The 26,203-nt window shown below is 39.5% G+C and carries 29 protein-coding genes and 1 riboswitch; of the genes, 7 read left to right on the top strand and 22 right to left on the bottom strand.

The window, feature by feature from the left end; all coding sequences use genetic code 11:
- The first annotated feature begins 39 nt into the window (after positions 1-39).
- Entirely contained in the window at positions 40-1,434 is a 1,395-nt protein-coding gene (locus tag PCY14_RS01580) for a DUF4153 domain-containing protein (protein ID WP_301363086.1), read from the top strand.
- Positions 1,435-1,486: 52 nt separating this feature from the next.
- On the opposite strand, the gene PCY14_RS01585 is transcribed toward PCY14_RS01580, so the two are convergent.
- The 6 genes from PCY14_RS01585 to PCY14_RS01610 all read right to left on the bottom strand — a co-directional run bounded on the left by PCY14_RS01585 (position 1,487) and on the right by PCY14_RS01610 (position 7,395).
- Positions 1,487-1,819, bottom strand: a complete 333-nt coding sequence (locus PCY14_RS01585) for a DUF805 domain-containing protein (RefSeq protein ID WP_008535848.1) — start codon at positions 1,817-1,819, stop codon at positions 1,487-1,489.
- A gap of 108 nt (positions 1,820-1,927) precedes the next feature.
- Positions 1,928-4,024: a peptide cleavage/export ABC transporter gene (locus PCY14_RS01590; RefSeq protein ID WP_301363087.1), complete on the bottom strand. Its 2,097-nt coding sequence runs from the start codon at positions 4,022-4,024 to the stop codon at positions 1,928-1,930.
- A 168-nt stretch (positions 4,025-4,192) separates the two neighbouring features.
- Positions 4,193-5,092, bottom strand: a complete 900-nt coding sequence (locus tag PCY14_RS01595) for a helix-turn-helix domain-containing protein (protein ID WP_021145009.1) — start codon at positions 5,090-5,092, stop codon at positions 4,193-4,195.
- 182 nt (positions 5,093-5,274) lie between these two features.
- Positions 5,275-5,925, bottom strand: coding sequence for a phosphatase PAP2 family protein (locus tag PCY14_RS01600; protein ID WP_042766889.1), 651 nt, complete (start codon positions 5,923-5,925; stop codon positions 5,275-5,277).
- A 2-nt stretch (positions 5,926-5,927) separates the two neighbouring features.
- On the bottom strand, positions 5,928-6,485 hold the full coding sequence (locus PCY14_RS01605) for an ECF transporter S component (RefSeq protein ID WP_021145007.1): 558 nt from the start codon (positions 6,483-6,485) through the stop codon (positions 5,928-5,930).
- A gap of 80 nt (positions 6,486-6,565) precedes the next feature.
- Positions 6,566-6,781, bottom strand: a riboswitch (FMN riboswitch).
- Positions 6,782-6,885: 104 nt separating this feature from the next.
- Positions 6,886-7,395, bottom strand: coding sequence for a tRNA (cytidine(34)-2'-O)-methyltransferase (locus PCY14_RS01610; RefSeq protein WP_021145006.1), 510 nt, complete (start codon positions 7,393-7,395; stop codon positions 6,886-6,888).
- A gap of 289 nt (positions 7,396-7,684) precedes the next feature.
- On the opposite strand from PCY14_RS01610, the gene trkA reads away from it, so the two are divergent.
- Both trkA and PCY14_RS01620 read left to right on the top strand, forming a co-directional pair.
- Positions 7,685-9,034, top strand: a complete 1,350-nt coding sequence (gene trkA / locus PCY14_RS01615; protein ID WP_021145005.1) for a Trk system potassium transporter TrkA — start codon at positions 7,685-7,687, stop codon at positions 9,032-9,034.
- A gap of 6 nt (positions 9,035-9,040) precedes the next feature.
- Positions 9,041-10,480 (top strand): TrkH family potassium uptake protein, encoded by a 1,440-nt coding sequence (locus PCY14_RS01620; protein ID WP_021145004.1) that lies wholly within the window; start codon positions 9,041-9,043, stop codon positions 10,478-10,480.
- Between the two features lie 21 nt (positions 10,481-10,501).
- Here the strand turns inward: PCY14_RS01620 and yidD are convergent, their stop codons facing one another.
- The 10 genes from yidD to PCY14_RS01670 all read right to left on the bottom strand — a co-directional run bounded on the left by yidD (position 10,502) and on the right by PCY14_RS01670 (position 16,653).
- A complete protein-coding gene (gene yidD, locus PCY14_RS01625; RefSeq protein ID WP_042766886.1) occupies positions 10,502-10,753 on the bottom strand; it encodes a membrane protein insertion efficiency factor YidD in 252 nt (83 codons plus the stop codon).
- Positions 10,750-11,475 (bottom strand): pseudouridine synthase, encoded by a 726-nt coding sequence (locus PCY14_RS01630; protein ID WP_021145002.1) that lies wholly within the window; start codon positions 11,473-11,475, stop codon positions 10,750-10,752. Before PCY14_RS01630 ends, yidD begins: the two co-directional genes overlap by 4 nt.
- 89 nt (positions 11,476-11,564) lie before the next feature.
- The gene (scpB, locus tag PCY14_RS01635; protein WP_021145001.1) at positions 11,565-12,152 is read right to left on the bottom strand and encodes an SMC-Scp complex subunit ScpB; all 588 of its coding nucleotides are present in this window, start codon (positions 12,150-12,152) and stop codon (positions 11,565-11,567) included.
- Positions 12,145-12,858, bottom strand: coding sequence for a segregation/condensation protein A (locus PCY14_RS01640; RefSeq protein ID WP_021151415.1), 714 nt, complete (start codon positions 12,856-12,858; stop codon positions 12,145-12,147). The genes scpB and PCY14_RS01640 overlap by 8 nt, the downstream gene beginning before the upstream one ends.
- Positions 12,858-13,619, bottom strand: a complete 762-nt coding sequence (xerD, locus tag PCY14_RS01645; RefSeq protein ID WP_021144999.1) for a site-specific tyrosine recombinase XerD — start codon at positions 13,617-13,619, stop codon at positions 12,858-12,860. The genes PCY14_RS01640 and xerD overlap by 1 nt, the downstream gene beginning before the upstream one ends.
- On the bottom strand, positions 13,573-14,055 hold the full coding sequence (gene cbpB, locus PCY14_RS01650; protein ID WP_021144998.1) for a cyclic-di-AMP-binding protein CbpB: 483 nt from the start codon (positions 14,053-14,055) through the stop codon (positions 13,573-13,575). Before cbpB ends, xerD begins: the two co-directional genes overlap by 47 nt.
- Positions 14,052-14,573, bottom strand: coding sequence for a metallophosphoesterase (locus PCY14_RS01655; RefSeq protein ID WP_004183713.1), 522 nt, complete (start codon positions 14,571-14,573; stop codon positions 14,052-14,054). The genes cbpB and PCY14_RS01655 overlap by 4 nt, the downstream gene beginning before the upstream one ends.
- Positions 14,555-15,529 (bottom strand): nucleoside-triphosphate diphosphatase, encoded by a 975-nt coding sequence (locus PCY14_RS01660; protein ID WP_021144997.1) that lies wholly within the window; start codon positions 15,527-15,529, stop codon positions 14,555-14,557. Before PCY14_RS01660 ends, PCY14_RS01655 begins: the two co-directional genes overlap by 19 nt.
- Positions 15,522-16,337 (bottom strand): glutamate racemase, encoded by an 816-nt coding sequence (gene racE / locus PCY14_RS01665; RefSeq protein WP_008535826.1) that lies wholly within the window; start codon positions 16,335-16,337, stop codon positions 15,522-15,524. Before racE ends, PCY14_RS01660 begins: the two co-directional genes overlap by 8 nt.
- Positions 16,338-16,401: 64 nt before the next feature.
- Positions 16,402-16,653 (bottom strand): YneF family protein, encoded by a 252-nt coding sequence (locus PCY14_RS01670; RefSeq protein ID WP_008535824.1) that lies wholly within the window; start codon positions 16,651-16,653, stop codon positions 16,402-16,404.
- A 237-nt stretch (positions 16,654-16,890) separates the two neighbouring features.
- On the opposite strand from PCY14_RS01670, the gene PCY14_RS01675 reads away from it, so the two are divergent.
- The gene (locus tag PCY14_RS01675) at positions 16,891-17,433 is read left to right on the top strand and encodes a TetR/AcrR family transcriptional regulator (RefSeq protein WP_021144995.1); all 543 of its coding nucleotides are present in this window, start codon (positions 16,891-16,893) and stop codon (positions 17,431-17,433) included.
- Between the two features lie 31 nt (positions 17,434-17,464).
- Here the strand turns inward: PCY14_RS01675 and PCY14_RS01680 are convergent, their stop codons facing one another.
- Positions 17,465-18,718: a diaminopimelate decarboxylase gene (locus PCY14_RS01680; RefSeq protein WP_004183718.1), complete on the bottom strand. Its 1,254-nt coding sequence runs from the start codon at positions 18,716-18,718 to the stop codon at positions 17,465-17,467.
- 137 nt (positions 18,719-18,855) lie between these two features.
- Between PCY14_RS01680 and PCY14_RS01685 the strand changes: the two genes are divergently transcribed.
- Positions 18,856-19,992 (top strand): DUF5105 domain-containing protein, encoded by a 1,137-nt coding sequence (locus PCY14_RS01685; protein WP_021144994.1) that lies wholly within the window; start codon positions 18,856-18,858, stop codon positions 19,990-19,992.
- 37 nt (positions 19,993-20,029) lie between these two features.
- On the opposite strand, the gene PCY14_RS01690 is transcribed toward PCY14_RS01685, so the two are convergent.
- The 3 genes from PCY14_RS01690 to PCY14_RS01700 form a co-directional block, all read right to left on the bottom strand.
- Entirely contained in the window at positions 20,030-20,719 is a 690-nt protein-coding gene (locus PCY14_RS01690; RefSeq protein WP_060933532.1) for a Bax inhibitor-1/YccA family protein, read from the bottom strand.
- 23 nt (positions 20,720-20,742) lie between these two features.
- The gene (locus PCY14_RS01695) at positions 20,743-21,246 is read right to left on the bottom strand and encodes an HD domain-containing protein (RefSeq protein WP_004183722.1); all 504 of its coding nucleotides are present in this window, start codon (positions 21,244-21,246) and stop codon (positions 20,743-20,745) included.
- A 102-nt stretch (positions 21,247-21,348) separates the two neighbouring features.
- A complete protein-coding gene (locus tag PCY14_RS01700) occupies positions 21,349-22,086 on the bottom strand; it encodes an RNA methyltransferase (protein ID WP_060933533.1) in 738 nt (245 codons plus the stop codon).
- A 103-nt stretch (positions 22,087-22,189) separates the two neighbouring features.
- On the opposite strand from PCY14_RS01700, the gene PCY14_RS01705 reads away from it, so the two are divergent.
- A complete protein-coding gene (locus PCY14_RS01705; RefSeq protein ID WP_004183724.1) occupies positions 22,190-22,468 on the top strand; it encodes an acylphosphatase in 279 nt (92 codons plus the stop codon).
- A gap of 86 nt (positions 22,469-22,554) precedes the next feature.
- Entirely contained in the window at positions 22,555-23,472 is a 918-nt protein-coding gene (yidC, locus tag PCY14_RS01710; protein ID WP_004183725.1) for a membrane protein insertase YidC, read from the top strand.
- Positions 23,473-23,605: 133 nt separating this feature from the next.
- Here yidC and greA read toward each other — a convergent pair whose 3' ends face one another.
- Positions 23,606-24,088: a transcription elongation factor GreA gene (gene greA / locus PCY14_RS01715; protein WP_004183726.1), complete on the bottom strand. Its 483-nt coding sequence runs from the start codon at positions 24,086-24,088 to the stop codon at positions 23,606-23,608.
- 87 nt (positions 24,089-24,175) lie between these two features.
- Positions 24,176-26,149, bottom strand: coding sequence for an endolytic transglycosylase MltG (gene mltG / locus PCY14_RS01720; protein WP_301363088.1), 1,974 nt, complete (start codon positions 26,147-26,149; stop codon positions 24,176-24,178).
- Positions 26,150-26,203 lie beyond the last annotated feature (54 nt).

Raw genomic sequence — 26,203 nt, forward strand, 5'->3', positions numbered from 1 at the left:
AAAGTCTTCTTTGGATTTAAAATCTAAAGGAGAATTATGATGGAAACAAATAACTGCAATACCGATTTACAGGTAGTCTCTCAGGAGTATCCCTACGAAGAGGAAAGTCTGCAAACCAAAACAAAAAAACTCTTGAAACATCTTTCACCAAGAGACATCTGGAAACTCAAGAGCTTGATTATCAGTTTACTTGTCGCCTGCTTCCTCTATGTTACTTACCTTACCAATTTTTCTTTCGCCTTACCGGCAATAATTGTACTCATAATGACTGTCGAACTTGGCTGTCGTTTACTGGCAGGAAAAGAAAAGAGAGGAATGCGTCTTGAATCAGGAATATTTATGACTACTAGCCTCCTACAAGGTCTGCAAATAAGTCTTTGGGGACTACACGACAGTTGGGAAAGTGCTCAAATGCTCTGCCTTCATGCCAGTTTTTTACTTTATTTAATGGCACGAACTGGACAAAGTAGCCAGGATAGACTGGGAATTATGGTTTGGATAGACCTCATCTACACTAGCTGCCTCTTTCCTCTGAAATATTTTTTCCTTGGAGTTTTTACACTCCCCTATAAAACAAGACCTAAGCAAGAACTTTCTACAGAAGAGCGACACAACCGCCAGCTCCATAAGGGGATGATTTTAGTTAGTATTTTTGTAGCCTTGATACTTACTGTATTTGCTGCCAGCCAGCTCAGTCAGGTATTACCTGCTTTCGGACAACTTTGGAAACAAGTTTTCCAGACACTTGCTACTTTGTTTAACTTCAACATTCACTTCGAAAACAGTGGCCTAATCATCTTCCGTTTGCTTTCAAGTATTCCTCTAGCTTTGGGACTTTTTGCCCAACTGGCTGCAGTCTATTTAGCCAAGGATAAGCCACTCAGTCAAACTCAACTTGAAACTAGTCTCAAAAAGACCCGTCTTTTCCCAAAACTGGCAGCTTATATTGTGATTGGAAGTCTCTGCTTCACTTATGCCCTATTTTTACTCACTGCCACAAGTCAAATGGGAGAACTCCTTTCTCTCAACCAAGTCAATATCCCAGCCCACCAAGCCTCACATATGGCTGTTCAGGGCTTCTGGCAATTGGTTCGCGTTTCTATTCTAAATTTTGGTGTCTTAGTGGGACTCTATCTTTACTCAAAAGAAAATATCTTTAACCACAAAGGACTCCGTTGGATTAGTACGCTACTCTTTACTTTTACTAGCCTCTTTGCCCTTATCGCTGGTTGGAAACTCTTTGGGGTCTATATTGCACTTTATGGCATTACACCACGTCGCTTACTGTCAGGATGGTTTGTGACCGTGCTCTTCGTTTGGTGTATTCTTACGCTTATTAGACTTTATAAACCCATTCAAACAACTCGTCTAGCCATCTTTTATGTGACTATCAGCTTTACCCTCGTTAGCCTCTTAGGTAGCTTTATTTTATAAGAAAAAGGAGTGAAACTAGATTTCCTAGTCTCACCCCTTTTTTTCATTGGAGTTATTTTGAATTTCTTGTTGGGAAGGCGTACATTACCCAGAGAGCTACCGTTAAAGGAGTTGCCTTTAAAACTATCCAAGCAACATTAAAATCAGCATCACGTAGACGACGAATCTGAATTGCAATCGTAGGAAGTGCCGTTGCTGCTATGAATAAAATGAAAGCCGTCAATGTAAAGCCAGCAGCTTTTGTTTGCCCAAGTAAGTCCATCAGTAGGAAAATCAAGCTACCGATAACGCCGTTAATCAAGACTACCCACCAATAGTCTGATCGTTTTGTACGACCATAAAAATCGAGATAGCCTAACCAAAAATTTTTATATGCCTCTAACATGTTTACACCTCTTAGTATGATGTTAACAGTATACTATAGAAACTTTATAGGTGCAAGATGTGAAATGTTAGACTTCTTAAGTTTTTTTCATATAAGTAAGGAAATTTTTTAAATAAACTGAAACGGATTGAAAATAGGACTATCTCCTTCGACCTGTCCGTTAGTCATGGTCACTATGCGACTAACATGCTGACGGACACTGGCTCGGTGAGCAATGAAAATCACTGTTCGTTTCATTTTAGCAAGATTAGTCAACACCCTGTTCTCTGTATCACTATCTAGACCGCTTGTCGCTTCATCAAAAATCAAGATAGGTTGTTTAGACAAGAGAGCCCTTGCTATCGCTAACCTCTGTTTTTGACCACCAGAGAGGCCTCCATCTTCAGATACTTGGGTCTGAAAGCCTAGTGGCATTTTTTGAATATCGTCTAAGATATCAGCTTGTTGGCAAACTTTAAGAAGTTTTCTCTCATCAACTTCTCCTTCAAATCCTAATAGCAGATTTTCTAAAATGGTTCCCGTAAACACATAGGTCTGCTGGGGGACATAGGTTACCAATTGACGTAACTCTGCATGGCTAATGGCACTTTTATCCAGACAAACATGTCCAGCAGACCTTGTATAATAACCCGACAAAATTTTAGCCAAAGTTGTTTTTCCAGACCCACTCTGCCCCATGAGAGCAATCTTCTCACCCTTGTTAATGGTCAAATCAACATCACTAAGAGTCTCTTGCTGATAACTGAAACGATGGCTAACACCTCTGAGAGTTAATTGCTTAAAGGACAAATCCTTGAGTTTTCCCTTTTCTTCCTTATCCACAACATAAACTTCTTGAAGACGATTATTGGCTACCTTGGCCTGCTGAATTTTGGATTGGAGATTGATAATATTAATTAAAGGAGTTGTAAAATAATTCAGCAACATATTATAGGTAATCAACTGACCAGCAGATAGCTGTCCTTCCATGACCAATTGCGCTCCATACCAGAGGATAAAGACATTGGAAACTAGCTGAACCCCAGTCTTTAAACCATCTTGTGTTAATTGCCACTTGGCCTTAGACAAGGACTTCTTCAAGTAGTCATGGAATTTCACCTCAATTTCTCGATAACGTCTCTCTTCAACTCTTAAAGATTTTAGCGTTTCAATGCCTCTCAAATCATCAATAACGGAGGTATTGACTTGACTGTTTGCCTCCATCAACTGATAATTTTCCTTCTCAAAAAGCTTATAGAAAGCTAGAATAATCAAAACATAGAGAGGTACTACAGTTAAAGTCATCGCAAAAAGCGAAGGGTTTTGTAAAATGAGAGCCACGGCTAGAGTCATCACAATGGTCACATCTAAGAAAATCGATAAAATGGTTGAAGCCAGGGCATCGATAATGGTATTGGCGTCTCCAAAACGTGACGTGATTTCCCCAGTACGACGTGAACTAAAGAAACTAATAGGCAAAGAAAGCACATGCTTGATATAAGGAAGGATGACCGCAATGGACAAGTAATTACCCAATCGATGCAATAGATAATCTTTGAAGAAAGTAAAAACTTGTTGAGCTAGATAAGCGATACACAAGCCTAGAGAAATCATGGTCAGAAGAGCATAGTCTTCTTGAGGAATCAAGCGGTCAATAATAGATTGCAAATAATAAGAACCAATAATATTAACAAGAGTCACTAGAAAACTCAGCAAGACAATGACTGCTATCAATCCCTTACGACGAAATAAAATTGGTAGGAATGAAAGGAGACCAGGTACCTCTTCCTTATATTTAATGTAGGTTTCTCCTGGTTCAAAAAATAGAGTAACCCCTGTCCATTCCTTAGCAAACTCCTCAAGTGACATTTTAATGACCTTCTTGCTAGGATCTGGATCACCAACAACGACCTGACCCTTGGCTTGACCAAACACCGTATAATAATGTTGAAGACCACCATCCTTAACCACATGTGCAATAAAAGGATAAGATAGATTTTCTTGTTTAAACAAGTCTAAATCCGCACGAATAGCTTGCGTTTCAAGACCCAACTGCTTGGCTGCTTCAACCAAGCCAAGCGCAGAAGTGCCTTCACGAGAAGTCTGAGCCAACTCCCTCAAGTAAGCCAAACTATAAGATGAACCATAGTTTTTAAGAATCATGGCCAAGGCAGCTACACCACAATCACGCTGATCAACCTGAGAAATATATGGATATTTTGACATGGTGACTCCTATTTAATAATAAATAATGAAGAATGGTGCTGCTGCAATAAGTAATACTAAAAATTTTCTTAAGTTTTTCAAAATTAAACTCCTTAATATTTTTATTAACTATATGATAAACGTTTAACTATAAAAAAAGTAGTGACATAAATGTCACTACGCAGTTGTTTACAAACCATCTGCCGCTTTCTCTGCTCGAGTCTTTTCTTCCAAAACGGAATCTTCTAAAACCGACGCAAACATTATAGCCTTATCATAGTTTTCAGCAGCTTTTTTCTTGTTTCCATTATGTATAAGCTCATACTTAGCTTCTAAAATATAGACACCTGGTTTGTAACTATGAAACTGTGATTTTTCTATGACAGCTAAAAGTTTATCTATTACTGTTAAGAAATCTGAGAAGGACTCATGAGAAATCTTTAAAGCAGCTATAGCCATCAAATCATTAAATAAGGCAATATTATAAGCATCATCCGTTGGAATGTTTTGCTTTAATACTCTACCTGCTATTCTGTCAAAAATCTTTTTATCATACTGCTTTCTCCCATAAAGATGATAGAAATAATAATCAATAACTAACAAATCATTAGTTGAAAACTTCTTCTTTCTTTTGACTTGTTCAAACAAATCTTCATAGATTTCTTCGACTTTAGGTCTCTCCTCCCAACTGGTAAAACTCAATATATTTTCGAGAATATCTAGAGTCAATAGTTCCTCTTCTGGAAGAATATCAAAGAATTGATCATACACATCTTCAATAAGATCCAACTTCTGTTTAACTCTCTCCTTATCTCCGTACGTTGGGAACTTTATTAAACGATTTTTCATCTCATAGTAAGTATCAGGAATTTCAATCCTGTCATGATCCAATAAGTCAGCCATGCTTTTTCCCAGACGTTTTGCTATGTAGGATAATTTATCCAAAGAAGGGAGAGACTCTCCTTTTTCAATACGAATTAACTGGCGAACGGTCAACTCCTTACCATCTAAACAGAGTACTTCACGTGACATCTGTTGACTTTCACGCTCAGTTTTTATTCTTAATCCGATACTGTTCTTAATACTCAATAAAATCTCCTTTATTCAATTCAAAAGCTTAAGGCTATTATATCACAATTGTAATGTAATTGACATATAGTTAGTATTTTTTAATGTATCGATAATTCATATGATCTTTAAGAAATACGGACCTGTATCGTTGCCTTAATAATGAGTCAAAGGTTGGAAACATCTGTTCCAACCTCTTGATGCTATTTCTGTTTACTTTGGAACCGCCATTCAAAGCGAATACGGTCGTAAGTCGGGTAAATAGCATTCAGTAAACCAAATGCCAAGGTAAAACCGGCCAAAACATCTGTAGGATAGTGAACCCCCACGTAAATACGGGAAAGTCCGACGAGCGCAATTAGAAGCCCCGTAACAATATAAATGACTACTTTTGCTCCTTTTTTAGCCAGACGCTGAGCAAGGACAATAGCAATCGCACCAAGAATCATGAAGGTTCCCAGGGAGTGGCCACTAGGAAAAGAATAACCACCAGCATGGACCAAATGCGTAATTGATGGACGTGGGCGTTGGTAAATATATTTCAGACTTACAATCATGATACTAGCGAGAACGCCACTGGTTCCCACAAAGATAGCTTCAGATTTGTACTGGTTTAAATAAAGCCAAATTACCGCTACAATTGCAATAATGGCCTGAACAGGTGTGTTCCCAAGGACCGTAACCGCCTTAAAAAAATGCGTCAGTCCTGTTGGCAAATCTCCTCGAACCCAGGTCTGGATGCTGCTATCAAATCCTGTCAAGGCTTCAGGGTAGAACTTGACCATGTAACCGAGAGCAACAAATAGTAAGAGGGCAAAAGAAGTATAAATATAATGTATTTGTTTGTGTTTCATATTTATAATTTTACTAGAATTGACTTAAGCGGAGCATAAATCAGAGCAAAGACTACTGCAAAAATCAAACCTTGAAGCAAATTAAAAGGTACAACCATAGTAAAAAGGTATTTATAAAGTCCTATGAATTGTCCAATATCGAAATTAGCAAATTTAGCATAGAGTGGTACTGCATAAATGTAGTTGAGGACAACCATGGCAAGTGTAAGAGCTAGTGTTCCTACAACTGAACCAAGAATAAAATTCTTACTTGTTTGGTTTTTCTTCCAGAAATAGCTAAGTCCCCAAACAAAGAATCCTAAAGCAATAAAATTCATAGGAAGTCCAATTATTGAACCTGGACCCCCATTGTTTAGCAAAAGCTTCAGCAATGAACGCAACAAGAGAACGCCAATAGCACTCTTAAAATCAAAGATGACTAAGGCAATCAGAACAGGAAGGATTGAAAAATCAACCTTCAAAAAATCTGCTGCCGGAATCAATGGAAATGAAAAATAAAGCAACAAGAATGAAATTGCGGATAAAATGGCGATATAAGCCAATTTACGTGTGTTTGTCATAAAAAAATTCCTCCAAATTTGAACAATTTGAAAGAAGTTCCCAATGGATTTGCCTATGCCAAAAAAGCCTACGCAAAAAGACTGGTCTTCTTCCATCCAGACTGTACTGTCGGTTGAGGAATCACACCTCATCAGCTTGCGCTCGCGGACTTATCTAAGATTACTATCAATACCATTAATGTCTAAAATCCTCCAAAAGCTGACGAGCCATCTAGAGAATCTCTTTCAATTAGGTCCTAACAGTAGATTATAGAATCACCACCGGTCGGGAGTTTCACCCTGCCCTGAAGACCTTTTAAGAGTAACATAAAAAAACCTTGGTGACAAGGTTTTGGAATTATGGATTTCTAATCTATTGATAACCATTAACTATATACTCTTGGTATGGAGATAAGGCTGTTTATTTTAATTTGTCATGCTGATAACGGTGACTCAATTCCAACCCCTCGAACTGCTGCTGACGAAGAGCCTCATAAACAATCATGCAAACCGTATTTGATACATTAAGACTACGGACATGTTCATCATTCATCGGAATACGGATAGCTTTTTCAACATGCTCACGCATAAATTCCTCGGGTAGACCCGTATCTTCACGTCCAAACATAAAGTAGTGGTCCTTGCCATCATCATAGGCCTCATCAGAATAAGTTTTATCCGCAAACTTCGTAACTAAATGTAAACGTCCTTGCTGATTTTTAGCCATAAAATCAGCTAAATTATCGTAATAGGTAATATCGAGTTTATCCCAGTAGTCTAAGCCTGCACGTTTCATTTTCTTGTCATCAATTGGAAAACCCATTGGTCGAATAATATGAAGAGGGCTATTAGTCGCTGCACAGGTACGGGCAATATTCCCTGTGTTTTGTGGGATACGAGGCTCAAACAAGACAATGTGATTACGTGACATAGCAATTCTCCTAGACATAAAAAATACCATGTCGCCCGGAGTCAAGCTCAGCAGACGACATGGTTGTGGACGTTCATTAGCTTAAATCATGACAGGTTAGATTTAAAATAACGAATCTTTAAACACTATTTTAGCACTATTGTTATAAAAGTCAATACTATTGACAGAAAAAAATTATTATTTGTGATCTTATCATCTAATTTTCATAGGAATCACTTATAAAGGCCTGAAAAGGATGATTTTTCAGCCAAAATAGAGTATCATAGAAGTGATTATTTGGAGGTAACTCATGCGTATTATTGTCGTAGGTGCCGGTAAAGTCGGTGCCGCACTCTGTCGTTCTCTTGTCGAAGAGAAGCACGATGTTATTTTAATTGAACAGAAGGAAGATGTCCTTAAACGCCTCATCAAGCGCTACGATATTATGGGCTTTGCCGGTAATGGCGCCAACTTCAAAATTTTAGAACAAGCCGAGGTCAATAATTGTGATGTTTTTATTGCAATGACTGACAAAGATGAAGTAAACATGATTTCAGCGGTTCTGGCCAAACAAATGGGGGCTAAAGAAACCATCGTTCGTGTTCGTAACCCAGAATATTCCAATGCTTATTTCAAAGACAAAAACTTCCTTGGATTCTCAGCGGTAGTTAACCCCGAACTGCTAGCAGCTCGGTATATCGCCAATACGGTTGAATTTCCGAATGCTTTATCGGTCGAGACTTTTGCTAATGGGCGCGTCATTCTTATGGCCTTTAAAGTCACCGAAAACAGTCAATTATCTGGCATGAGCCTTGAACAATTCCGGAAGAAATTTAGTAACATTTTGGTTTGTACGATTGATCGTAAAAATGAACTCATCATTCCAGATGGGAATGCCACCATTCAAGTTGGCGATAAGATCTATGTAACTGGGAAACGTGTTGACATGGCACTTTTCCACAGCTACATCAAATCAAAAAGCATTAAAAATCTTATGTTAATTGGTGCTGGACGTATCTCCTACTATTTGCTCAATATCTTGAAAAACACTCGTATTAAGGTCAAATTGATTGAGCAGAAAATGGATCGAGCACAAACTTTTAGTCAGGTCTTCCCAGAAGTTTCTGTCATTCTGGGAGATGGTACTGCCAAAGACCTTCTTCTTGAGGAAAGTGCTGCTAGTTATGATGCGGTAGCTACGCTCACTGGGGTAGACGAAGAAAACATCATTACCTCTATGTTCCTTGAGAGTCTTGGTATTCATAAAAACATTACCAAGGTTAACCGTACCAGTCTTTTAGAGATTATCGATACACGTGAGACTTCAACAATTGTCACACCTAAGAGTATTGCCGTTGATACTGTCATGCACTTTGTCCGTGGACGCTATAATGCCAAAGATTCTAGTCTTGATGCTCTTCACCATGTGGCAAATGGTCGCATCGAAACCTTGCAATTTCAAATCAAGGAAAATAACCAAATTGCCGGTATGAAGCTTTCTGACATTGATTTCGCTAACGGTGTTCTTATCGCCGCTATCATCCGTAATGGAAAAGCGATTTTCCCTACTGGTGAGGATAGACTGGCTTATGGTGATAAAATCGTGGTCGTTACCCTCTTGCAAAACGTGACTCACATTTACGACTTGTTAAAGAGGTAAGCTGCCATGAATAGATCTATTGTCCGTTTTCTTATTTCAAAACTTCTGCTTATTGAAGCTGGTCTCTTAGTTGTACCACTTATCGTTGCCCTTATTTACCATGAGGATGCTAAGGTATTTGCTAGTATTTTGGGGACGATGGGGATACTTCTCCTCCTTGGTGGTATTGGCTCTCTCTTTAAACCAAAAAATTACCATATTTACACAAAAGAAGGAATGCTCATTGTAGCCCTCTGTTGGGTACTTTGGTCCTTCTTTGGAGGCTTACCATTTGTTTTCGCTGGGCAAATCCCAAGTGTTATTGATGCTTTCTTCGAAATGAGCTCGGGTTTCACAACCACAGGAGCTACAATTCTCACTGACACTGGGGTCCTGACACACTCTCTTCTCTTCTGGCGAAGCTTCGCCCACTTAATTGGAGGGATGGGGGTATTGGTTTTTGCATTAGCTATCATGAACAACAGTAAAAATGGTCACCATGAGGTTATGCGTGCAGAGGTCCCTGGCCCAGTCTTTGGTAAGGTTGTTGCCAAGCTGAAAAATACAGCTCAGATTCTGTACATCATCTATCTGGTCATGTTTGTGATTTTTGCTATGATTCTATGGATTTGTGGTATGCCACTCTTTGATAGTATTATCATTGCTATGGGAGGTGCTGGTACCGGTGGTTTTGCAGTCTACAATGACTCTATCGCTCACTATCATAGCGACTTGATTACCTATGTGGTTACAGTTGGTACCCTTCTTTTTGGGGTTAACTTCAACCTTTATTTCTATATTTTGCTGCGCAAAGTCAAATTCTTCTTCCAAGATGAAGAATTACGTACTTATTTTGCAATTGTTGCAATCTCAACAGGTTTAATCGTCCTCAATATTTTTGGTATCTACCACAATTTGGCTGATTCGTTTAAATACTCATTCTTTGAAGTGTCAACCATCATCACAACCACTGGTTTTGGTCTAACAGATATTACCAATTGGCCTCTATTTTCTCAGTATCTCCTGCTCACCTTGATGTTTATTGGGGGATCAGCAGGTTCTACGGCTGGTGGTTTCAAGGTTATCCGTGCAATGATTATTGCTAAAATTGCTCGTAATCAAACCCTTGCAAGTCTTTATCCTAACAGAATCCTTTCCCTTCACATTAATGGAAGCGTTCTTGATAAAGAAACACAACATAGTGTCCTTAAATACTTAGCTGTATATGTATTTATTATGCTAGGTCTAGTAGCCATTCTGTCATTGGATAATCAAAATCTTTTAGTCGTGACAAGCGCTGCTGCTTCAACCTTCAACAACATTGGACCATTACTAGGAACCAGTGATAGCTTCGCTATTTTTAGTCCTTTGTCTAAGCTTATCATGGGATTTGCTATGATTGCTGGACGCTTGGAAATTTATCCTGTATTGCTCCTATTCCTACCAAAAACTTGGTCAAAAATTTAAGCATAAAAGAACTCCTTTGGATTACTTATCCAAAGGAGTTTTATGACGTTTTAGGCTAAAATAATCTGGAACCGGATCCTCTCCAGTTTCTGAAAAAGGGTGACATCGTAAGATACGAGCAATACCCATAAGAACACCTTTTAAACCATGTTTTTCAATGGCTTGAATCATGTAAACCGAACAGGTTGGACGAAAGCGACAAGACGGTGGAAAGAGGGGAGAAATCCATCTCTGATAGGCCATAACCAGAACAATCAGAAACCTCTTTATCATTTAACCTTGTTAACAGCAGCGTTATGAAGCTGACTGATTTCTTTTTTATTGAGACAACGTGATTCACCTGGACGAAGGCCTGTCAAATCAAGAGTCCCAAAACGGGTACGTGACAACTTATCAACAAGCAAGCCCACTGACTCAAACATTTTCTTAACCTGGTGGTTACGGCCTTCATGAATGGTTAATTCAACAACTGAACGGTTCTTTTCATGATCAACCTTAACAATATTGTAACGTGCTGGCTTGGTTTTCTTACCGTCAATCACCACACCACGAGTTAAAGGACGAAGATTTTCCTTGGTCGCAATGCCTTTCACACGCGCCAAATAAACCTTGTCAATCTCATTACGTGGGTGAATCATTTTATCAGTAAAGTCACCATCATTAGTCAAGATAAGAAGGCCCGTCGTATCCCAGTCAAGGCGACCGACTGGATAAATACGTTCCTTAACATGAGGCATAAGATCAATAACCGTCTTACGATCCTTTTCATCAGATACTGAAGAGATGACCCCACGTGGTTTGTTCAGAAGATAGTAAACTTTTTCCTCATTGTAAATAGGACTGCCATTGACTTCAACAGTATCACCGTTTTTGACAATTGTTGCCAATTCCGTAACTGTCTTGCCATTTAGGGTCACACGACCTTCTTTTATGAGTTCCTCAGCCTTACGACGACTAGCCACACCAGCGTGGGCAATATATTTATTAATACGCATTCTTTTTCTGCAGCTTTTGCGCTGTATCCTTTCTACCTAGCATCTCTGCTATGTTCCTTTAGCTTTTGGTAATCAAACTTTACCAAATCTCAAGCTTGATTATCGAAATCCACATGTTCTTCCAAATCTTCTTCCTTAAAGAGACTGGTTTCCTGATCCTCGAGTTCTAGTTGGTCGATAGCCACCAATTCATCCAAACTGTTAATTCCCATATAGTCTAGAAAATAATCCGTCGTCGCATAAAGGTTAGGGCGACCAACAGCATCTTTTTTACCAGCTTCTCGTACCAAATCGAAAGCCTGAAGCTTAGTAATGGCGCCACTGGAATTAACACCCCGAATAGCATCAACCTCAGCACGAGTAATAGGCTGTTTATAAGCAATTATAGAAAGAACTTCAAGGCTCGCTCGAGAGAGACTTTGGTTAATTGGCGTTTTTGAGTACTCACGAAGAAGACTTGCAAAGCCTGCCTTAGTCACTAGCTTGTAAGTATTTGAGGACTCCAATAAACAAAGAGCTGAATCCTCATCTGCCTCATACTTTGCCTGCAATTTTTCCAAGGACTGAGTAAGTCCCGTAACTGGCATTTCCAAAAGCTGTGCCATAGTACGTAGACTGAGTCCATCTTCACCAGCCACAAAAAGTAGGGCTTCTAATCGTGCTAAGTGGCTACTCATTCGTCCATTCCTTTCTTAGTGTGATTGTTCCAAAAATGGTTTCCTGCTGTACCGAAATGCGATGTACCTTAATCAATTCAAGGGTTGCTAAAAAGAGGGTAATCACTTGGTTCATATCCTTAGCATCTGTGAAAAGATCTGCTAGAATCAACTCATTTTTAGCACTAAAGGCCTCCTCAATAACCAACATCATGTCTTCAATCTTATAATCATCACGCACAATGGTCGTGTGATTTCGACGAATCTCCTCCTGCTTTTCCGCCATAATCTTTGAAAAAGCCAAGAAAATATCTTGAATAGTCTTGTCCTGATTAAGGGACACATCTTCATAAACCAATTCAACCTTTGGCTTTGAAAAATATTGGGCTCGCTCTTCATGTTGTTTGGCAAGCTCTTGACTAGCCGTCTTAAAGCGGGCATACTCTTCCAATTGACTCAAGAGCTCAAGCTCCGGATCATCCGCTTCGGGCTCAGACTCTACAACTGTCGGCAAAAGCTTGCGACTCTTAATTAGCATGAGTTGACTGGCCATGAGCATATATTCACCAGCAACCTCGAGCTTCATTGCCTGCAAGGTTGCCAGATAAGCCAAATATTGCTCAATGACATCAACAATGGGAACATCGTAAATGTCTACTTCATATTTAGAAACCAGGTGGAGCAACAAATCCAGTGGCCCCTCAAAATCTTTTAACTTAATATCCATTAGGTCTTGTAGTATTTCTCCAAGGTCACTGGACTTTTTAGCCCTAGCAAACGAGCCAGTTCAAAGGCGCCCGTTCCCTTTTCAATCTGTCTAAGAATAAACTGCTGTCGCAAAATCTGTGCGGTGACCCCAGGTAATCCACACGCAGTAACATAAGTCTGAATTTGCTTATACAACCATTGACGAGTGAAGGGCTTACCCAGAAGTAATCCCTGACTATTCTCATTCTGAATCATCAACAAGGATTGCTTCAAAGCGCCATCTAGTCTGAGAACACGCTTAGTGCTTCCCTTGGCCACAGTTACAATACCAAATGCCAAGTCAATATCAGCCCAGTCTAGCTCCAAAAATTCAGAAGGTAGGAGTCCTAACTCTAGAATAAACAGACAAGCTAGTTTACCGGGTCCCTCCTGCCCTTCATAAAGCGCTAAAAGCTCCAGTCTCTCTAGCTTCTCTTCTTGAGTAGACACCCTTGCTATTTCTGAAAGTGTTAAAAATTCAGATAAGTCACCCTTTTGATAGAGGTATCGCAAAAATTGATTAACTGCGGACCGCTTACGCTTTTGTACCGACGGTTTCCAATCCTTCAATTGGTTTTCATAAACCTTGAGGCTAGTTGCATCAATTTGTCCAGAGATTAAGTTGGCAAACTGTTTAAGGTCATAAGCATAGGCCTGCCTTGAACTATCAGAGACGGTCTTGGTACTCAGAAACTCAGTGATCTGAGTTGCCAGTTGTTTTTGGAAGGATGATATAGTCATGTGTAAAGTCATGTAAAAGGCTATTGACTGCCTTGAGAATCGATTTTCGTGTAATAATTCCTTTGAAAATGCCTTGGCTATCAACGACTGGAAGAAAAGGATTATTGACCAACTTATGCATGACCTCATTCAGACTAGCATTATCTTCCACTGTTTCCATAACGTCTGATGTCATCGGTCTAATATCACAGTTAACCATTTCCCACTCTTGCAAGTTGTGTTCTTCTTGATAACGTTTTATATCTGTCAAAGAAATCGTTCCAAGATAGTGTTTATCTTTGGTCAAAACTGGAACACGAGAATACCCGTTACTTGTCAAAAGTAAAACCACATGATTAGCCTTATGGCTATCAATAAAAATGGCAAGCTGATCTAACGGAATCAAATAATTATCCAAATGAGCCAATAAAAAATCTTCAAATTCTTTAGCAATCATCGTTCAAATTCCTGTGTCAGTTCTGGATAAAGCTCATGATCACGTGTGTAATACTCCACACGAATCTTAGCATTGTCTATAAGCACCTTAGCATAAAGCTTAACATTGATAGGCCCTCGTGGCTGCGAAACAGATCCTGGATTGATAAATACTGTTTTACCGTTTCGCCAAGCTGTTGCTGCATGCAAATGCCCATAAAGACAAATATCAGCGTCCTCTTGTTGTGCCCAAAGATCTAACTTATCCCAGGTGAAATTGATACCGTAAAGATGACCATGCGTTTGAGCAATAATCACATCACCAAGTTTAACCACCAAGCGTTCTGGATAACCTGAGTCATAATCACAGTTCCCACGAACCACATAAATACCGTCCCAAACCGGGTCACTTGATTCTAACTCAGAATCCCCATTATGGAAAATAGCGTCTACTTTACCTTGGTAACGCTTCTTAATATCTTCTACAATATCACGATCTCCATGAGAGTCGCTCATTACAATTATTGATTGTTCTGCCATGCTGGAAAAACCTCCATAAGTTTCTTAACAGCCTGACCACGATGCGACTGTTCATTTTTTTCTTCTGACGAAAGCTCTGCTGCCGTCTTACCTGTCTTACCTACTAAAAAGAGAGGGTCATAACCGAAGCCATTGTCACCTTTGGGTTCTCGACCAATGTAGCCCTCCCAGTCTGCCTCAACGACTAGACTATCACGTCCAGGGGCTGCAACCACTAAGGTTGTATGGAACTGAGCTGAGCGTTTATCATCATCAAGCACCATGGCGAGCTCATGTAATAACTTAGCATTATTCTCAGCATCGGTCGCATCAGGACCTGCAAATCGAGCAGACCAAACTCCAGGCAAGCCCCCAAGAATATCAACCTTCAATCCTGAATCATCTGAAAGCACCATTTTACCAGTTAACTCAGAAATCGTTTCTGCCTTCAAACGAGCGTTTTCCTCAAAGGTTGTGCCTGTTTCAGCAACTTCAGGTAAGTCTGGATAATCATTAAGATTTTCTACCGTAATACCGAGTTTTCCAAAAAGTTTACGAAACTCCTTAGTTTTTCCTTCATTACGTGTTGCAATCAACAAAACGTCGCCAAATGTGGACTGACTCTTAGAACCAAGGAAATCTTCCATAGCGACTCCTTCTTTAGGCACATGGACATAGACAAGTTTTTCACCTTCACTGACGAGTAAGACACCTTGATGTTGCGTAACAGCCAAATCGCGACCAGTATTCTCCTTCAAACTGTCTAAGATAAAAGACACCAAGCGAAGATCTGATGAGTGCTTAACAATATGCAACTGGAAGCCACTAACAGCAAGTGCATTTGTCAATCCCTGGAAAAAATCAACATACTGTTCATAAGCCTCATCGCCACCAAAACAGGTCAACTGATTGTAACTGCCAAAACTAGCCAAGTACCAGTCTTGCTCATCTTTATATTCAAAAATTGATTTAGTCATTTTCTAACTCCTTGTCCAGATCTACGTGCTGAACAGTAACGGCTTCACCTAGCCATTGATCCGCAATTTCTTTAAAACCTCGCACACTGGCTGTGGTGTAATATTCTTCTGTCTTATCTTCAACTTCACGACTACGATTAATCTCAAAATAATTGAGCAAAACGGATACATCACGAACAGTCTCAGCACCGCTATCAATTAACTTGACACTTGGTCCCATGACATTTTGGATAATAGGGCGTAATAGTGGGTAATGGGTACAACCCAAGACCAAGGTATCTACCTTACCGACTAAGGGCGCCATGCTTTCGTAGACAATCTTTTTAGCCACACTTGATTTAATCTCATTGGATTCAACAATGGGGGCAAAGCGAGGACAAGGCAAACTCAAAACAGCCATCTGTGGTGCCAAACGTTTGATTTTTTGTTCATAGATGTTAGAGGCAATCGTCATAGGGGTGCCAATCACACCAATTTTGCCAGACTGACTAGACTTAATAGCTGCACTAGACCCTGGCAGAACCACACCCAACACTGGTATATCCAAGGCTTCTTTGATTTCTTCCCAAACCACTGCCGTTGCTGTATTACAGGCAATAACAATCATCTTGACATTTTTAGTCAGAAGGAACCTAACCAACTGCCAGGTATACTCTCTGATTTGTTCCGCTGGTCTTGGACCATACGGGGCTCTAGCAGAGTCGCCAATATAGACGACAGACTCATGAGGCAACTGACGTTTAAGCTCACGTACCACCGTCAGGCCTCCGACGCCAGAATCCAAAAATCCTATAGGTCGATTATCCATCTTGCCTCCTTATCCCCTTACGTTACATGTAAAAAGCTGAGATTCACGTCCCAGCTCCCCACCATTATTTTTTCTTTTTCTTGCTATTCGCAAGTGCTTGTTTTTGTTGCTTGATAATTTGGTTATATGTTTGACGTACCCTTGCCTCATTAGGTTTTTGTCCTGCTGCAGACATCATGGTACGAACAGCGTCCACATTCAAACGAGGATTTTCAGCTAACTCTTTCTCCATTTGTTTGCGGGCAAAATAGGCGCCTCCGTAGAAGCCAGCCAAGAGGGCTACAAAAACAAGAATAATCCAAAGGACGGTGTTCATAAATTCTATTCTCCTATAACGTTAATTATTTCCTATTATAGCAAAAATGCCACTTACTGACAAATAAGACGATGGTTTCTAAACCACCAAAAAATTTTTTGACTAAAATACTAGTAAAATGAGAGTTTCAGTTTATTTTACTTACAACTGTAAAGGACTTGTAAGATTTCTAGAAAAAAAATAGGTTATTATATAGGTTGTGGAATTATTATTATGTTTATATAAAGGGGTTTATTTATGCTAAAGGAAGCAACTATTTCCGAACGAAAAATTGTCAACGCATTTATTGAACTCTTAGAAGAGAGTTCACTAGAACAAATCAGCATCACAGACATCATCAAGAAGGCTAATCTTAGCAGACCAACCTTCTACTACTACTATTCAAATAAAGAGGATTTGGTTGAGACCACCTTCTCAAAAATTTTAGATAACGTCTCAAGCATTTTGCAAGAAGACATGACTTACCAAGAAGGTGTTGTCACTGAGATGCTACATTATCTTAAGGACAATCGCAAACTATGTCTCACACTAATGACGCATATTCCCAACATCAATGGAATGATCCGTGAATTCATTATCGAGACTATCCTTAACTCTGATATTGAAAACGTCACAGAGCTTATGGAACAAAGCTATCATATCCCAGCCAAGTATTCATTGGAAGTTTACGTTAGCACTATTGTTACCATTCTGACACTTTGGCTCAAGGAAGACTGTATCGAATCTCCTGAGGAGTTAGCAGATATCATTCTTGAAGCTGTTATCATTAAAGTAAAATAAGCTAGAGCCTTATAGGCCTAGCTTATTTTTGTTAGATTTCAAAATCAAAACCGTCAAGTGTCGCAAAGTAATCATTCATGGTCTCAGCACGACGAATCATGCGAGCTGTTCCATCTTCTTGATAAAGGATTTCCGCAGAGCGAAGACGACCATTATAGTTGTAACCCATTGAGAAGCCGTGGGCACCAGTGTCATGGATAACCAAAGTATCTCCAATACGAGCTTCTGGCAATTCACGGTTCTTAGCAAACTTATCATTATTTTCACAAAGCGAACCTGTCACATCAACTACTTGAATCTCGCCATTGGGATTGGTCATATTAGTGATGTGGTGGTAGGCATCATACATAGCTGGACGGAGCAAGTTAACCGCAGACGCATCGACACCTACATAACGACGATAAGTGTCCTTAATGTGAAGAACTTTAGTTACTACGAGACCATGAGGCGCTGTCATGTAGCGACCAAGTTCAGTATAAATACTGATGTGACCTAGACCATTTGGAACCAAAATCTCATCAAATTTAGCGTGGACGCCCTCACCAATAGCTGCAATATCATTTTGTTTGTTAGCCGGAGTATAGTCGACTCCAACACCACCAGACAAGTTAATAAAATCAAGACTGACACCTAATTCGTTCTTGATTTCTACAGCCAATTCAAATAGCTGAGCAGCTAAGGTTGGATAGTACTCATTAGTGACGGTATTAGATGCTAAAAAGGCGTGCAAGCCAAATGATTTAACTCCTTTTTCTTTGAGGTAGGCATAACCCTTAAAGAGTTGTTCCTTAGTCATCCCAAATTTAGATTCTTCAGGATGGTCCATAATGTCTGTACCAAGAGAAAAGACACCACCTGGATTAAAACGCAAAGAAAGGGTCTCTGGAAGTCCCGCAACTTCTTCTAAAAAGAAAATATCTTCGTAAGCATCAAGGTTAATTGTCGCATCAATGTTACGAGCATATACAAATTCTTCAGCACGTGTGTCATTAGAAGTAAAACTAATCGCAGTGTTATCAAACCCAATTTTCTTACTCATGACAAGCTCTGTATCTGTTGCACAGTCCACTCCACAGCCTTCTTCCTTCAAGATTCTGAGGATTGCTGGATTAGGTGTTGCCTTGACAGCAAAGAATTCTTTAAAACCTGGATTCCATGAAAAGGCTGCATTTACAGCACGTGCTGTCTCACGAATGCCTTTTTCATCGTAAAGATGAAAAGGTGTTGGAAATTCTGCAGTAATCTGTTCAAGTTTATCTGCCGTAATAAAAGGTGTTTTTGTCATTTTATTCTCCATTTTTTTGCATAAGTAACCTTATTATAGCATAAGAAAAGGTTTGAAAACCAAAATTCTAATCATCTTGATGGGGTTTTCATGTTACAATAGACATATCACTTAAACAAAAAAATGGGAGATTATTTATGAAAAAATATCTTTACTCTGGGGCACTTGCTCTAGCAACCATCTTGACATTATCAGCATGTGCCAAGCCAAAACTCGATGCCAAGTTATCTGTTAATGATGTCGTTCAGATGTCAGGAAGCAACCTCAAACTTAAGGATAACCAAAGTCTGATTGAAGTATCTTTTAAACTTGAGAATACTTCTGAAGATATGGAAAAAGATTTGAAAACATCTGCTAAACAATTCTACCTCAAAGATAAAGATGGTAAAAAAGTCACAGCAAGTAAGCTTGACAAGAGTGACCTACCTTCTCTCTTTAAGAAGAATAAGGACGTCAAGGACGCTACGGATGATTTTGGAAAAGTTGAATCAGACGACTATAAGTCTGCATCCCTCTTCTTCGAAGTTAAAAACAACCAAACCTATAAACTATACTTTGAATCTAAAGATGAAAAAACCGAGGGCGAAACTGTTTCTACCGACCTAAAAGGCTTTGACGGTAACGCAACTACTAATGTTAAAAAGGCTGTAGATGCATATTTCAGTGCTGTTCTTCTAGGCGGAAAGAGTAAGGACTACAGCAAGTTTGTCTCTAACGATTTAGACAAGTCTAAAGGCGAACTCAGCCAATATTTCTCAGATCACCTTCAATACAGTTATGAAGGAACTGGCAATATCAAACCAACTGGAGATGAAGTTCCAAAAGTTTTCGACTGGGTTCAGACTGCTAACCGTGAGCGTGGTCATTATACTGTTGACAATATTATTGTTACTAAGGATAAGGCAGAATTTAACCTTGATTTGTCAACCATTAGTATGAAAGAAGCTGACGATGCCTATGTTACTAGCCATCCAAATCTCACAGATGAGCTTAAAAACTATCTGCAAGGTAAGGGAGCTAACGCTGATAATGTCGACCAATTGACCAAGCAATACTACATGGAAACTTACTTGCCTAATTCAATCAAAGAAGTCAATCCATCAACGCCAAAAACTGAAGGAACTAATGTATTTGATGGTTATTCAGTCGAACTAACCAAAAAAGATGATAAATGGACCTTCCCAGATAAAGAAAACTATGTAGGAAATTGGGAACACTACCCTCTCTTCTATGCATACACAGGGCAACAAGGAACACTTACAAGTTATCGTTAATCATCAAAAAAATCAGCCGTTTGGCTGATTTTTTTAACTAGTCACGACTTGCAAAGAGTCGTAAGATATTTAAGAATAGGTTAATAAAATCTAAGTAGAGACTCAACGCCATTGAAACCGCCCAGCCATCTGAGACCTGACCATTCATAGCGTAATAAACCTTTTTAATCATTTGGTTATCATAAGCAATTAATCCAGAAAAAATGAGGACCGATATAATACTAATGATGAAGCTCATTGTACCACTTGCTAAAAAAATGTTTACCAAGCTGGCAACAATAATCCCAATCAAGGCTGCCATAAGGAATTTAGCCATTCCTGACAAATCACGTTTTACAGAAATACCAATAAGTGACATGGTAAAGAAGACAATCGCAGTACTAATGAAGGCTTGAAAAACAGTAGCCTGCGTGTATTGGACAATGATAAAACTTAATGTAAAACCATTCAAAGCTGAATAAACTAAGAATAACGGCAGGGCCGCAGGTGTATTCTTTCGTGCAGCACCACTAGCCAAAAAAACCAGAGCTAACTCAACAAAAATGGCTGCCATATAAACCCAAGAATAGTTCATGAGAATATTAACAAAAAGATGTGAGAAGGGGCCCAACATTAAATAAGAAATGACTGCTGATAGACCTACTCCCATACCAACAAGGCCATAAATTTTTCCGAAAAAGCGGTTTAATCCCGCATCACTAGTTGTATAAATTGCATTGGATTCCATAAATATCTCCTTAAAATAATAAATTAATGGTGGTGACTTTGTAGCGCCTTACGACGAAAATGCTTACGATTTTTAATTCGGTTTCGTAAGGGTGTCGCCGCTTCCTTAACCGCCCAATACTTATCTACCATGGTAACAATATAAGATTCCTTATATTTTGGTGGGGCAATCGTTGCTCCCCACATATGCTTGAGGATAATGTCCTCTTCTTTTTTGTTTAGATTAACAAGCTTCCTAGCGTTACGCACAGCAATACGTGGATGCACCCAAGCATGACTCTTATTAAATTTGGTCACCCGCCAATCATAATAGAAAAAGTCATGTAAAAGACCACCACGAGCAGTACTCTTAGCATCCCAGCCAAATTTTTTAGCAATCTTGTAGCTGGTATAACTAACATTGACCGAGTGTTTCAAACGTGTCGAATGGTGATGCTGTACAATTCCATCCAATTTTTGAAAACGTGGGTGTGAGATCAAATGTCCCACAACTTCCATGAATTCTTTATCGTCTTCTGGTCGTTTCATAATAATACCTCATTAACGTTTCTAATGCTTCTTCATTATACCACTAGAGCTTAAATTTACTTTAAAAGGTGCGCCTTTTTCGTCTAAAATCATCCCTGAGACCTAGAGACTAAACATGAGGATTCCTGCTGCCACAGCAACATTTAAGCTTTCTGCTTGACCTGGCATATTAATATGTACAAGTTGATTCGCAGACTCAGCCATATCCTGACTAATTCCCTGGCCCTCATTTCCCATCACTAGGGCAAAATTGCCATCTGTCTTAACTGCTCTATAGTCAACGGAAACAGTTGAAAGTGTCGTTGCCAGGATGGGAAAACCTTGTTTTTGGCAAGTCTCAATCATCTCAAAAATTGGTCCGCGATAGATTGGTAGGTGAAAATGACTTCCCTGCATGGAACGTAGAGTCTTCTGATTATAAATATCAGCCGATTTGTCCGACAAAAAAACTCCGTCATAACCCGCTGCATCTGCTGTACGAATCATTGTTCCAACATTTCCAGGATCCTGCACATCCTCCAAGAGAAGATACTTACCTGAAAGAGACTCTGGCAGACTCTGAGATTCTTTAGCAACTTCTGCCACGATTCCCTGAGGCGTCTGAGTTTCACAGAGCTCCTTAAGTACCTCGGGGCTGACTAACTTGACCTTAGATACATCTACCACACGATCTGCCATCTCCTCAAGCACGAAAACTTGAAGAATCTCAGCACCACTTGCTTTGGCCTCCTCAAAAAGATGCCATCCTTCTAAAAGATAGCTAGTTTTACGATGCTTGCCTTGCAATAATTTTCTAGCAGTCTTAATACTAGCATTTTGCTTTGATTGAATGATTTCCATACCCTCATTATAGCAAAAATTCCTTGATAAATCTTGGGCTTGACCGACTTTATAGCAAGGATTATACTAAAAGAAAGAGCTTTCAAATAGGAGGTCATAGACCATGCAAAAAGTAAGATTAATTGTCTCAGGAAGGGTGCAAGGCGTTGGCTTTCGCTACTCAACTTATGCCTTGGCATTAGAAATCGGTGACATCTACGGCCGGGTCTGGAATAACGATGACGGGACAGTTGAAATTCTAGCACAATCTGACCAGCCTGCCAAATTGGCCAAATTTATTCAAGAAGTTCGAAAGGGACCTTCAAAATGGTCTAAGGTGACCTACGTTGATGTCACCATGGCTAACTTCTCTAATTACAGTGATTTTCGCATGGCCAATTAAGATGGGACTACCATTTTTAGCTTGTTCTCTTTCCTAAAAAAGGGTAAAATAGACAGGTATAACTAAAAAACAAAAGGAATGATATTGTGAATAAAAATCAAAAACGACTAGCCCTCATGGGGCTTGCTACCAGCATGCTTTTCTTCCTATCAGGATGTGTGAGCCTTGATAAATCTGGTAATCCTACTGGTTGGGTCTGGAACCTTCTTGGTCGCCCAATGAGCCACATCATCACCTACTTTGCAAATAATCTAGGACTTGGGTTTGGACTTGGTATCGTCTTCGTAACCATCATTGTTCGTTTGATTATCTTGCCACTTGGTCTTCATCAATCTCGTGGTGCAGCCTACCAAGCCGCAAAACGTGAATACCTTGCACCTATCTTGGAACCAATCAACGAACGTTTGCGTAATGCTGAAACTCAAGAAGAAAAGATGGCTGCCCAATCTGAACTCATGCAGGCTCAACGTGAAAATGGTGTCAGCTTGATGGGGGGCGTTGGTTGTCTGCCTTTATTGATTCAACTTCCATTTTTCTCAGCTCTCTACTATGCTGCTCGTTACACTCCTGGTGTACTACATGATCACTTCCTCTGGTTTAATCTTAATAGCCGTGACTTCCCATTGATCATCATTATTGCTGCCCTTTACTACTTCCAATCTTGGTTGTCTATTCAACAAGTTCCTGAGGAACAACGTAAGCAAATGGCAGTAACCATGTACAGTATGCCAATCATGATGATTGTCTTTGGTATCAGCTCTCCTGCAGCTGTAATCCTCTACTGGTTTGTCGGTGGTATCTTCTCTATTATCCAACAATTGATTACCAACTATATTATTAAGCCTCGCTTGCAAGAAAAGGTTGCTGAAGAGTTTGCAAAGAATCCTCCAAAAGCACCTCGTAAAACACCAGGCACTCGCAAAGATGTGACACCTAAAAATACTCAAGCTATTGCTAATAAACCAAAGAAAAACCGTAACGCCGGTAAGCAAAATCGAAAATAATGCATCAACTCTCTTGGCAATTCCGAGAGAGTTTTTCTTATGCTATTTTGAGGCATACCTTATTAGCCATTCTTTAGATTACATCTATATTAACAGCAAACAAAAAGCCCTTCCTAGGAAGAGCCACGTTAGCTTAGGCTGTTTTTTCAACGCTAAGAATCTCAACAGAATAACTACCCGCTGGTGACTCGATAGCTACCTTATCTCCAACTTTCTTACCAATCAAGGCTTGAGCAATTGGACTTTCATTTGAAATCTTACCTGAGAAGATGTCGGCACCAGCTGCACCAACAATATGATAGGTATCCTTATCGCTTGTGCCAACTTCTTGAACGACTACTGTTTTACCAATAGCAACTTCATCGTTCGCAACAGCGTCACTGTCAACAATCTCTGCATAACGAATTTTTGTTTCAAGAATTTGAATTTGACCTTCAACAAAAGCTTGCTCATCTTTAGCTGCTTCATACTCAGAGTTTTCTGAAAGGTCTCCGTAAGAACGGGCCACCTTGATACGTTCTACAACCTCTGGACGACGGACAAGTTTATACTCCTCCAATTCTGCTTCAAGTTGTTCTTTCTCTGCTAGGGTCATTACATATGTTTTTTCTGCCATGTTTATCTCTTTTCTATTGTTGTTAAGCCGATTGGCTTGGGAAACAAGATTACTACTTGTTTCCTTGATTTTGATTAGTCAATGAGACTATTTATCTTTTATCTTGCTATTAATATAAGTTTCAACATTATGTTGATGGTCTTCATAATTTTCCGCAAAATAGACATTTCCATTGGTCACGTCTGCTACAAAGTACATATATTTAGAAGATGATGGATTAATCACTGCTTCAATCGCTGATAGACTCGGACTGTCTACAGGACCTGGCATCAACCCCTTATGAACATAATCATTATAAGGAGAGTCAATACTTGTGTCAATGTTTGCATCTTCCTTTAGGGTCGTCTCTTGCCCAAGTTTTCCAAGGGCATAAAGAACTGCGATGTTACTTTGCAAGGCCATGTCTGAGCTAAGACGATTATAGAAGACGCTGGCAATGTTTTTACGGTCATCATCCGTAGCTCCCTCTTTTTCAACGAGAGATGCTAGGGTCAAAACTTCATTTACATTATGATTACTTGATGAAATCGTAGCATAGTAAGGTGATAGATAAGTGTTCATCGTAGACAACATTTCCTCTGCTAAAGATTCCACCGTTGTATCATCATGGATATTATAAGTTGCTGGGAATAAATAACCTTCAAGAACATATTTAGCCTGGTTAGAGTCCGGAAGATTAGCCAACAAGGTTGGATACTTGGTTTTCATCTTAGAAATGAAAGCATCATCCTTCATAAGTTTCAAGAAGTCTTTAGCCTTTAGTCCAGTCGATGATTTTTTACCCTTTTTAGCTGATGAATTAACTTCTACTGCCTTGGCGATTTGATCAATCGTATATCCTTCTTTAACCAAGACTGTGCCAAGAGATGGCTCCTGAGGTTTATCACTTCCTTTTTTCTGAAGGGCCTCAATAATTTCATCCATGGTCATGCTGGCTTGGAGGTTATAGTAACCACTTTTTAGATTTGAAACATTCTTAAACTTGGTATAGTAATTAAAGACCTTACCAGACTTAATAACACCAGCTGATTCTAGGAGTTGACCGATGTAACTACTACCTGAATTTTTAGGAATTTCAACACTGATAAACTTAGTAGAATTAGCATCCTTTGCCCCTACAGCTTGACTAACGTAACGGTAACCAAAGAAACCTGCTAGTGACAAGATAAGAATCAAGAAGATAATAATATTTCGTGCAATCTTCCCAGCACGACGGTTATTCTTATTACGCTTTTGATTTCGGTTAGAACGTGAAATTGGCTCTTCGTCGTCAACTTTATCAAGGATGGCATCTTTCTGCGAAGCCTTTTTCTTTTTTGTTTTCTTACGCTTTTTCTTTTCAGGTTTATCAGAAGCTGCTAGAGCAATGCTCTCATCCTCCTCTTTGTCTTTAGTGACTACATCTGGCTGAGTCTCCTCTGGTACAGCGTTATCACTTGTCACCTGATGTTCTTTCAAGAAATCTTCTTTTTTAAGATCTGAGGTCATCTTGGCCTCCAATTCTTTAGGGTCTGTGTAAATAGCTTCTTTAGACTTGGCTTCAATGAGCTCCTGAGCAACATCTGCAGGGATGTATTCCTCCTCAGAGGCCGCATCAAGACTTGTTTCCCAAACTGGACGTTGGAAACGACGCTTCGAAGTTACCTTAGGTTGAGGAATATCGGTAATCTTATCCTCATTAAGTGGTTCTTTTAGGCTAGATACTGATTTTGAATGACTGTCAGCTCCTAAGGACTCAGCTTGAGACTGAGAAGACAAACTAACACTCCCTTGGACATCTGGTTTCGACTCAGAAGTCATAGATTTAGCTGTATCACTGTCAGAAACAGCATGAGAACTAAAATCTTGGTTACTTACTTTATTAGATGCTGATTCCGTATGAGTATTTTGGCTGTCAGCTGACGTTGAAAGTGGTGTCTTGGGCATAGTTGCACTTTTATTATGCTCCTCCTCACGAAGAGAACGGAGCCGTGTTGCTTCTTGTAAATCTCGAAGAATCTGATGTTTAAAACTTAAGCTATCTTCAACAGATTCCGAGTGTTCATTAAACTTGTCCGTCAAGGCATACCTCCTCTATAGTAACAAACGCCATTATATCTTAAAAAGTCAGTTAAT

Source organism: Streptococcus sp. SV2 (genome assembly GCF_030440175.1).
GTDB lineage: Bacteria > Bacillota > Bacilli > Lactobacillales > Streptococcaceae > Streptococcus > Streptococcus raffinosi.